Raw genomic sequence first — 7736 nt, 5'->3', positions numbered from 1 at the left:
GCTGGCCCGGCTGCTGGTGGGCAACCAGGTACAGCAGGCCGTGCACGTCGCGGCCCGGCTGGGGATCGCGGACCTGCTGGACGGCGGCCCCCGCCCCGTGGAGGCGCTGGCCCGCGAGGCCGGCGCCCACCCGGACGCCCTGCGCCGGCTGCTGCGGGCGCTCGCTCCCTTCGGCGTCTTCGCGGAGGACGACGACGGCCGCTTTCGCACCACGCCGGCGGCGGCGCTGCTGCGGCGGGGGGCGCCCGGCGGCATGCGCGCCTTCGCGCTGTGGTCCGGCGGCGTGAGCTACCGCGTGTTCGGGGCCCTGGAGCACAGCGTCCGCACGGGCGAGCCCGCGTTCGAGCGGCTGTTCGGCGCGCCGTTCTTCGACTACCTGGCCGCGCACCCGGACGACGGCGCCGTCTTCGACGAGATGATGGCCGGCAACACGGCCGGCGTGGCGCCGCTGGTGGCGGGACGGGACTTCTCTGCCGCGCGGACGGTGGTGGACGTGGGCGGCGGGCGCGGCGAGCTGCTTTCCGCCGTGCTGCGCGCGCATCCGCACCTGCGCGGCGTGCTGGTGGAGCACCCGCGGCTGCTGGACGCCGCCCGCGCGGGGGTGCGGGGCGCGGGCCTGGCGGACCGCTGCGACGTCGTGGCCGGGGACGTGATGGACACCGTTCCCCCCGGCGGCGACGTGTACGTGCTCAAGAGCGTGCTGCACGGCCTGGACGACGCCGGGGCCGCCCGCGCCCTGTCCGCCTGCCGCCGCGCCATGGGGGACGGGGGGACGCTGCTGCTGGTGGAGCTCGTCCTGCCGCCGGGCAACGAGCCCTTTCCCGGCAAGCTGATGGACCTGCTGATGCTGGTGGGCGGCCGCGGACGCGAGCGCTCGGAGGCGGAGCTCCGCGTCCTGCTGGACGGCGCCGGCTTCCGCCTGGCCGGGGTGGAATCCAGCCCGTCCGGCTACAGCGTGCTGCAGGCGGGGGCGGCGCGGCGCGCCTGACGCGTCGTGGCGGCTCCCCCGTACCCCGGCGCCGGCGTGGCCGTGACCCGGCTCTTTCGCGTGATCCTGCCCGTCCCCGATATCGAGGCGGCGGCGGCGTTCTACGCCCGCGTGCTGGGCACCCCCGGCGAGCGGGTGTGGGAGAGCCGCCACTACTTCGACTGCGGGGGCGTGCTGCTGGCCTGCCTGGACCCGCGCCGAGAGGGGTGGGACCGCGACGCCGTCCCCAACCCCGAGCTGCTGTACTTTGCCGTGGACGACCTGGAGGCCGTCCACGCGCGCGCCGTCCAGGCGGGCTTCGCGCCCCGCGAGGACGGCATCGCCACCCGCGCCTGGGGCGAGCGCTCCTTTTACGGCCACGACCCCTTCGGCAACCCGCTCTGCTTCGTGGACGCCGCCACCGTCTTCACCGGCGGCCGCCCCACGTGATCCCGGGACGGGAATCGGGCGTCGGCAGAACGGGCCGACAGCCACCCGTTTCCCCGTTCCTGCCCGGACCACCCCGTACGGATCGCGACCGGGGGGATCACGCGCACGGCGGCGTTCCACGCCCGTCCCCCGGGGACCCGTCCGGCCGTCCCATCCGTTTCGTGGATGCGGGAATGCGCGTCACGACGGCGCGTCCCCCCGGGACGCGGATCGCCGGGCGATCACTCCTCCAGCCGCCACGGGGCCGAGGCGGTCCAGCAGGCGTCCTCGATCCGCTCCAGCATCCCCGCCGTCCGCGGATCCGCGGCCACGTCCGCCAGGGAGGGCGCGACGGGGGTGGCGGGGACGCCGGCCGCGCGGAGGACGGGCGCCCACTCCGCCGCCGTGCGCGTCCCCAGCCGGTCGAGGAGCGCGGCGTCGTCCGCGTCCGGCGGCAGGCCGCAGGCGGCGGCGAGGCGCGTCCGGGCGCCCGCGTCGTCCGCCTCCACCGTCATCCACCCGTCCGCCGCGCGCAGGGGGCGGTCCAGCGGCCCCCAGACGGGACGCCCCGTCCGCCGCCCCCGCTCCTGGTCAAAGACCATGGCCCGCAGCACGTGCCCCTGCAGCGCCATGGCGCCCCCCCAGAGCGACGTGTCCACGCGGCACCCGCGCCCCGTGCGGGCCCGCAGGCACAGCCCCGCCAGCACGCCCTCGCACGCCAGCAGCCCGCCCAGCGGGTCCAGCAGCGTGAGCCGCGCGGGGAACGGCGGCTCGTCTGCCGGGTTCAGCCCGTCGCCGCAGGCGGCGTGCGCCTGCACCAGGAAGTCGCCGGCCACGGCGCACGGCTCGTCCGCGCCCGGCCCCCAGCCGGACGCGTGCGCGTACACGAGCCCCGGGCTGCGCGGGGCGAGATCGGCCGAATCCAGCCCCAGCTCCCGGGCCCGCCCCCCGCGCCAGTTGTGCAGAAAGACGTCCGCGCCGGCCGCCAGCTCCGCCAGGCGCGCGCGGCCCTCCGGCTGCTTGTAGTCGATCTCCACCACCCGCTTGCCGCGGTTGTACGCCAGGTACGCCGCGCCCAGCGGCCCCGCCAGCGGCGGCGAGTGCCGTCCGAAGTCCCCGCCCGGCGGCTCCACCTTCACCACCTCCGCGCCCAGCATCCGCAGCAGCAGCCCCGCGAGCGGACCCTGCAGCCGCGACGTGACCTCCACCACGCGGATGCCCTCCAGGGGCGCGCCGGCGGGCGGGGCGGGGCGCGGCGGGACCGCGCGCGTCCCCCCGGGGGAGGGCTGGATGCGCCACGGGGGACGGATGCCGTTCGCCCCGCCCAGCTCCGCGATGAGCTCGGGATAGGCGCGCACGCGGCAGACGGCCACGCCGCACGCGTCGCCCGCCTGCCGCAGCTCGGCGAGGGAGTGGCGCGCCATGGCGCGGTGCAGGGCGGCGGGCAGGGTGCACGAGGCCGCCAGGTAGCGGTGGACGAACGACGACCACGCCGCCTCCAGCCCCTCGCGCTCCACGCCCAGCCGCCGCCAGAAGCCGATCCACGGGCCAAACCCCAGCGCCTCGATCTCCACCCGGTGCCCGTCCGCCGTGGGGAACGGGGGGCCGGGGCCGTCCGCGGGGGGGCCGGGGGCCAGGCGGTCCGGCGTGGTGGCCAGGACCACGTGGTGGGAAAGGAGGAGGAGCGCGGCGTGGAGGACGGAGGCGTGGACCCGGCGAACGGGCCGGCCGCGGCCGGCCGCGTAGACCGCCGCCAGCACGCCCTGCGCGGCCACGATCCCCGCGGCCACGGAGGCGGCCTCCAGCCCCAGCCGGCGCGGGACGCCCCCGTCGCGGCCGTGCACGGCCATCAGCCCGGAAAGGGCCTGCACGCGCACCTCGCCACCGTCGTCCCCGCCGGGGATCCAGGGGAGGGCGCAGGCGATGGGCGGCCCGGCGGCGGGGCCGCGCTCCGGGCGCAGGGACAGGGCGTCCGCCTCCCCCGCCCCGCCCTCCGCCGGGCCCCAGCGCGCGCCCAGCAGGGCCAGGTGCTCCGCGCAGACGCGCACGGGGAGGGCCGGGTCGCCGCGCGTGGCCAGGACCCAGCCGTCCAGCAGCGGGGGGACGCCGGCGTCCATCGTCCGGGTCAGCCGGCGCCGGCCAGCGCGGGCCCCGCGGCGGCCGCGGCGCGCAGGGCGGGCAGGTCCACCTTGCCGATGCGCGTGCGGGGGATGGCGTCCAGGAGGCACAGGGCCTGGGGCAGCTTGTACGGCGCCAGCTCGCCGGCCAGGGCCGCGCGCACCGCCTCCAGCTCCGGCGCCCGGCCGGGCGCGGGGACCACGCAGGCGCACACCGTCTCTCCCAGCACGGGGTTGGGGACGCCGATCACGGCCGCGTCCGCCACGGACGGCAGGCGCAGCAGGGCGGACTCCACCTCCAGGGGATCCACCTTCAGCCCGCCGCGGTCAATCTGGTGCTTCAGCCGGCCGTGGACGTACAGCCGGCCCGCCTCGTCCAGGCGGCCCAGGTCGCCGGAGCGGTACCACTCTTCCTCGTCGGGCGCGGCGGCGCCCCAGTAGCGCACGGGATACACGCGCCGCGAGAAGGCCAGCTCCCCCACCGCTCCCGCGGGCAGGGGCCGGCCCTCCGCGTCGACGACGCGCACGGCGCCGGGCGCGGGGCGGCCCACGGAGCCCCGCGCGATGTCGTCGCGGTCCGTGGTGGCCACCCCCACGCCCTCGCTGCTGCCGTACATGTACATGAACTCCGCCCCCAGCCGATCCCAGATGCCGCGCACCAGCTCCAGGGGGAACGCCGCCGCCGTGCCCACGGCCAGCCGCAGGGTGTCCACGTCCCCGCCCCGCGCCTCCAGCCGCGAAAGGACCAGGGTAAAGTGCGCGGGGGCGCCGTTCAGCACCGTCACGCCCTCGGCACGGACCAGCCGCAGGGCCTCGGCGGCCGTGAACGGGTCCAGCAGCACCAGGCGCCCGCCGGAGAGCAGGGCGCCCATGGCCATCATCATCCCGAAGCCGTGGGAGAGCGGCAGGTGCGCCAGATGGACGTCCTGCTCGCCAAAGCGCAGCCATCCCGCCAGCCGCCGCCACCGCTGGGCCAGGTTGCCGTGGTAGCCCAGCGTGGCCTTGGGCGCGCCCGTCGTCCCCGAGCTGATGAAGACGAGAGCCGGGTCCTCCGCCGCCGGCCCGGCCGGCCCGGCGGGCCCGGAGCGCGGCGGCGCGGACAGGCCGTCGAACGCGAGGCAGCCCTCCGGCGCCGGAAGGCCGCCCACCAGCAGCACGCGCAGGCCGGGATGCCGCGCGCGCACGGTGCGCAGCGCGAAGAAGGGGTCCGGCGCATCCGCGGGCGGCTCCCACACCAGGGCCGCGGCGCCCGTGAGGTCCATCACCCGCGACAGCTCGGGCCCCGTGAGCTGGTGGTCCGCGCAGACGTGCACGGCGCCCGCGCCCCACGCCGCGCCCAGCGCCGTGAACAGCTCGGGGCGGTTGGACACGCAGCACACCACCCGGTCGCCGGGGCCGATGCCCAGGGCACGGTACGCGGCGGCCGTGCGGCGGACGGCGGCGCCCAGCTCCGCGTAGGTGGTGTGCCGCCCGGCCCAGGTGAGCGCCGGCCGGTCCGCCCATTGGCCGAACGCGCCGTGCAGCGCGCCGATCAGGGTATCGGGGTTCATGGGATCTGGGGCACGGGTACGGGGAGAGGGAGATTCCCGGAGGCCCTCCCAATCTGCCCCGCCGCGCCGGTGCGGCTTGTCGCGGGTTGCTCGCTTTGCCCCGCCCCGGGGCCTGTGCAGCCTCCGCACACGCCGTTGGGCCCGTGTGTGAAGCGCACTGCACACCCGCGCCCCCGTCCCCGCGGACGGGGATCCGGCAACCCGTTCCCACGCGCGCCGTTGCACGCGGCCCCGCCACCCGTCGCGAACCCGGTACGGAGCTTGTCTCCCTCGTGCGTTCCCGTCGTGCCGGCGCCCGCCCCTCCATCCCCCCCGCCGCGTCATGCTTCCACCGCTCCCCGCCCCCATCCCGGTCGTCATTCTCCCCCAGCCGGGCGAGACGGTCGAGCGGACAGCCACGGTGGCCCGGGAGGGAGGGTTCCGGCCGGGGGGATGGACCGCCCTGGTGCGCGCGGCCGCGCTCGCGGTGCACCTGTCCGCGGCCGCGCTGCGCTTCGCGGGCCGGCGGGTGGTGCGGCGCGGCGAGCCGCGTGCGCGCGTACTGGGGCGCACGCTCGCGGAGCTGTTCCAGGCCCTGGGCCCGTCGTACGTCAAGCTGGGGCAGCTGCTCAGCACCCGCCGCGACCTGCTGGCGGACGACACCCTCCGCCCCCTCGCCCGCCTGCGCGACAAGCTCCCGCCCGGCCCCTTCCGCATCGTCCCCGGGCTCTTTCGCGCCGAGCTGGGCGTGGAGGTCGGCGACGTGTTCGCGGCGCTGGACCCCGTGCCCGTCGCCAGCGCCAGCATCGCCACCGTCTACCGCGGCCGGCTGCGGGACGGGCGCGTGGTCGCCGTCAAGGTGCGCCGGCCGGGGGTGGCGCGCGTGGTCCGGGCGGACCTGCGCCTGCTGCGCGCGGGCGCCCGCCTGCTCTCGCGCCTGCCGCCCCTGCGGCTGGTGCCCGTCCAGGCCACGGTGGAAGACTTCTGCGCGGCGCTGGAGCGGCAGCTGGACCTGCGGCGCGAGGCCGACGCCAGCCGGCGCCTGCGCGCGGTGCTGGCGTGCGAGCCGGACGTGGTGGTCCCCGCGCTGGTCGACGAGCTGTGCGGCGAGTCCGTCCTGACCATGGAGTTCGTGGACGGGATGCGCCCCCTGGACGGACGCGGCGGCGGCGAGGCGCGCCACGCGCTGACGGCAGCCGTGCGGGCGCTGTACCGGATGATCTTCGAGGAGGGGTGCATCCACTGCGACCTGCACCAGGGCAACCTGCACTACCTGCCCGGCGGCCGCGCCGTGGTGCTGGACTTTGGCTTCGTGGTGGAGATCGGCGACGAGGCGCGAAGGCGGTTCGCGCAGTTCTTCTACGCCATGGCCACCAACGACGGCGAGCGGTGCGCGCGCATCACCCGCGACATCGCCCTGGCCGTGCCGGCGGGCCTGGACTACCGCGCGTTCCGGGCGGAGGTGGTGGCGCTGGTGGAGCAGGCATTCCGGGCGCGCGCGGGCGAGTTCCGCGTGGCGGAGTTCGTGGGGCGGATGTTCGACCTGCAGCGGCGACACGGGCTGCGCGGGTCCAGCGACTTCGTGATGCCCGTCCTGTCGCTGCTGGTGCTGGAAGGGATGGTGCTGGACGTGGACCCGGGGCTGGACTTTCAGCGCGAGGCACGCCCCTTCGTCATGCGTGCCGCCATCCCGCCGTACGTCCCCCGCCCCGCGGACACCCGGTTCACGGATTTCGCCGAATCCCGGTGAGCTCCTGCTGCCGGAGCGGCACGGATGCCAAAGCGAGGAGGCGCGGCCCGTCTCCCGCGCCGAAAGACCGTTGAATCTGACTGCTCGTCCGCCCCGCTCCCGCACCCGTGCATCGGGTCACCCGCTTCGTAGCGCCGCCGCGATCTCCTCCCGCACGCACGCGTCGTCCTCCGCCTCGGCGCGTCCGGACAGCGCCTGCCGCGCCGCCTCCGTGCCGATGCGCCCCAGCGCCCACGCCGCGCGCCCGCGCACCAGCGGCTCCTCGTCGTTCAGCGCGACCGCCAGCGCGGGGACGGCGTCGGATGCGCCCCAGTTGCCAGCGCGACGGCCACGTTGCGCGGCAGGCCGCGGCGCTTGGTCCGCTTGATGGGCGAGCCCCCGAAGCGCGCTGAACGCCTCCTGCGTCATCGTCATCCACTCGATGAGCGACGGCCCGTCCAGCCCCTCGCGCGCCACGAACGCCTCCTCGTCCGATGGCGTGGCGAAGCGGCCCACCCGATCAAAAGGTCCGGTTACATCTCGCCCGGATCGCGCGCTCGTCCGCGGTGGATCATCACCCACGTCGAATGCAGGATACATATGTGCTGGCACCATACCGCCCCGGCCGCTCGTCCCAGCGGCCGGGGCGTCTTCATCGGCATTTGCGCTTTGCGGTTGATCCAGAGCCTTCGTGCGTCCCCCGCCCGGAGCTATTCCCAGGGCTTCAGGACCACCTTGATGCAGCCGTCCTCCTTGTCGCGGAAGGTCCTGTACATCTCGGGGCCCTTGTCGATCGGGAGAGTGTGCGTGATCACGAAGGAGGGGTCGATCTCGCCGGCCTCCACCCGGCGCAGCAGCGGCGCCTGCCCGGCGAGCGGCGTCGCGAGAAGGAGCGTGAGACCGGCTGCCTGGAATGCTCTACACTGCCCGATGCGGCACATCGGGTCTGAGAGTGGATTTGACGC

6 protein-coding genes and 1 pseudogene are annotated in these 7736 nt (G+C 76.5%); 3 read left to right on the top strand and 4 right to left on the bottom strand.

Annotation, left to right across the window (positions count from 1 at the left end; all coding sequences use genetic code 11):
- Together VFZ20_RS28610 and VFZ20_RS28605 are read left to right on the top strand one after the other, a co-directional pair.
- Nucleotides 1–988 (top strand): methyltransferase (locus VFZ20_RS28610; RefSeq protein ID WP_329687384.1); only part of this gene is annotated, 988 nt, incomplete at its 5' end.
- Nucleotides 989–994: 6 nt separating this feature from the next.
- The gene (locus VFZ20_RS28605) at nt 995–1417 is read left to right on the top strand and encodes a VOC family protein (protein WP_329687383.1); all 423 of its coding nucleotides are present in this window, start codon (nt 995–997) and stop codon (nt 1415–1417) included.
- A 221-nt stretch (nt 1418–1638) separates the two neighbouring features.
- Here VFZ20_RS28605 and VFZ20_RS28600 read toward each other — a convergent pair whose 3' ends face one another.
- Nucleotides 1639–3513, bottom strand: coding sequence for a CoA transferase (locus VFZ20_RS28600; protein ID WP_329687382.1), 1875 nt, complete (start codon nt 3511–3513; stop codon nt 1639–1641).
- Nucleotides 3514–3521: 8 nt separating this feature from the next.
- A complete protein-coding gene (locus VFZ20_RS28595) occupies nt 3522–5063 on the bottom strand; it encodes a fatty acid--CoA ligase family protein (protein ID WP_329687381.1) in 1542 nt (513 codons plus the stop codon).
- 322 nt (nt 5064–5385) lie between these two features.
- Between VFZ20_RS28595 and VFZ20_RS28590 the strand changes: the two genes are divergently transcribed.
- Nucleotides 5386–6792, top strand: coding sequence for an ABC1 kinase family protein (locus VFZ20_RS28590; RefSeq protein WP_329687380.1), 1407 nt, complete (start codon nt 5386–5388; stop codon nt 6790–6792).
- Nucleotides 6793–6909: 117 nt separating this feature from the next.
- Here the strand turns inward: VFZ20_RS28590 and VFZ20_RS28585 are convergent, their stop codons facing one another.
- On the bottom strand, nt 6910–7287 hold the full coding sequence (locus VFZ20_RS28585; protein ID WP_329687379.1) for a HEAT repeat domain-containing protein: 378 nt from the start codon (nt 7285–7287) through the stop codon (nt 6910–6912).
- Between the two features lie 194 nt (nt 7288–7481).
- Nucleotides 7482–7736: pseudogene (locus VFZ20_RS28580) on the bottom strand (hypothetical protein); the annotation flags it as partial.

The sequence above is a fragment of the Longimicrobium sp. genome (genome assembly GCF_036280135.1).
In the GTDB taxonomy this organism is placed as follows: Bacteria; Gemmatimonadota; Gemmatimonadetes; order Longimicrobiales; family Longimicrobiaceae; genus Longimicrobium.
The sequence above is the reverse complement of the archived record's forward strand: the minus strand, read 5'-3'. Positions and strand labels throughout refer to the sequence as shown.

Coding starts and splice junctions, on each gene's coding strand:
- VFZ20_RS28600 (WP_329687382.1), bottom strand. CDS start 3,513: ATGGACGCCGGCGTCCCCCCGCTGCTGGACGGCTGGGTCCTGGCCACG.
- VFZ20_RS28595 (WP_329687381.1), bottom strand. CDS start 5,063: ATGAACCCCGATACCCTGATCGGCGCGCTGCACGGCGCGTTCGGCCAA.
- VFZ20_RS28590 (WP_329687380.1), top strand. CDS start 5,386: ATGCTTCCACCGCTCCCCGCCCCCATCCCGGTCGTCATTCTCCCCCAG.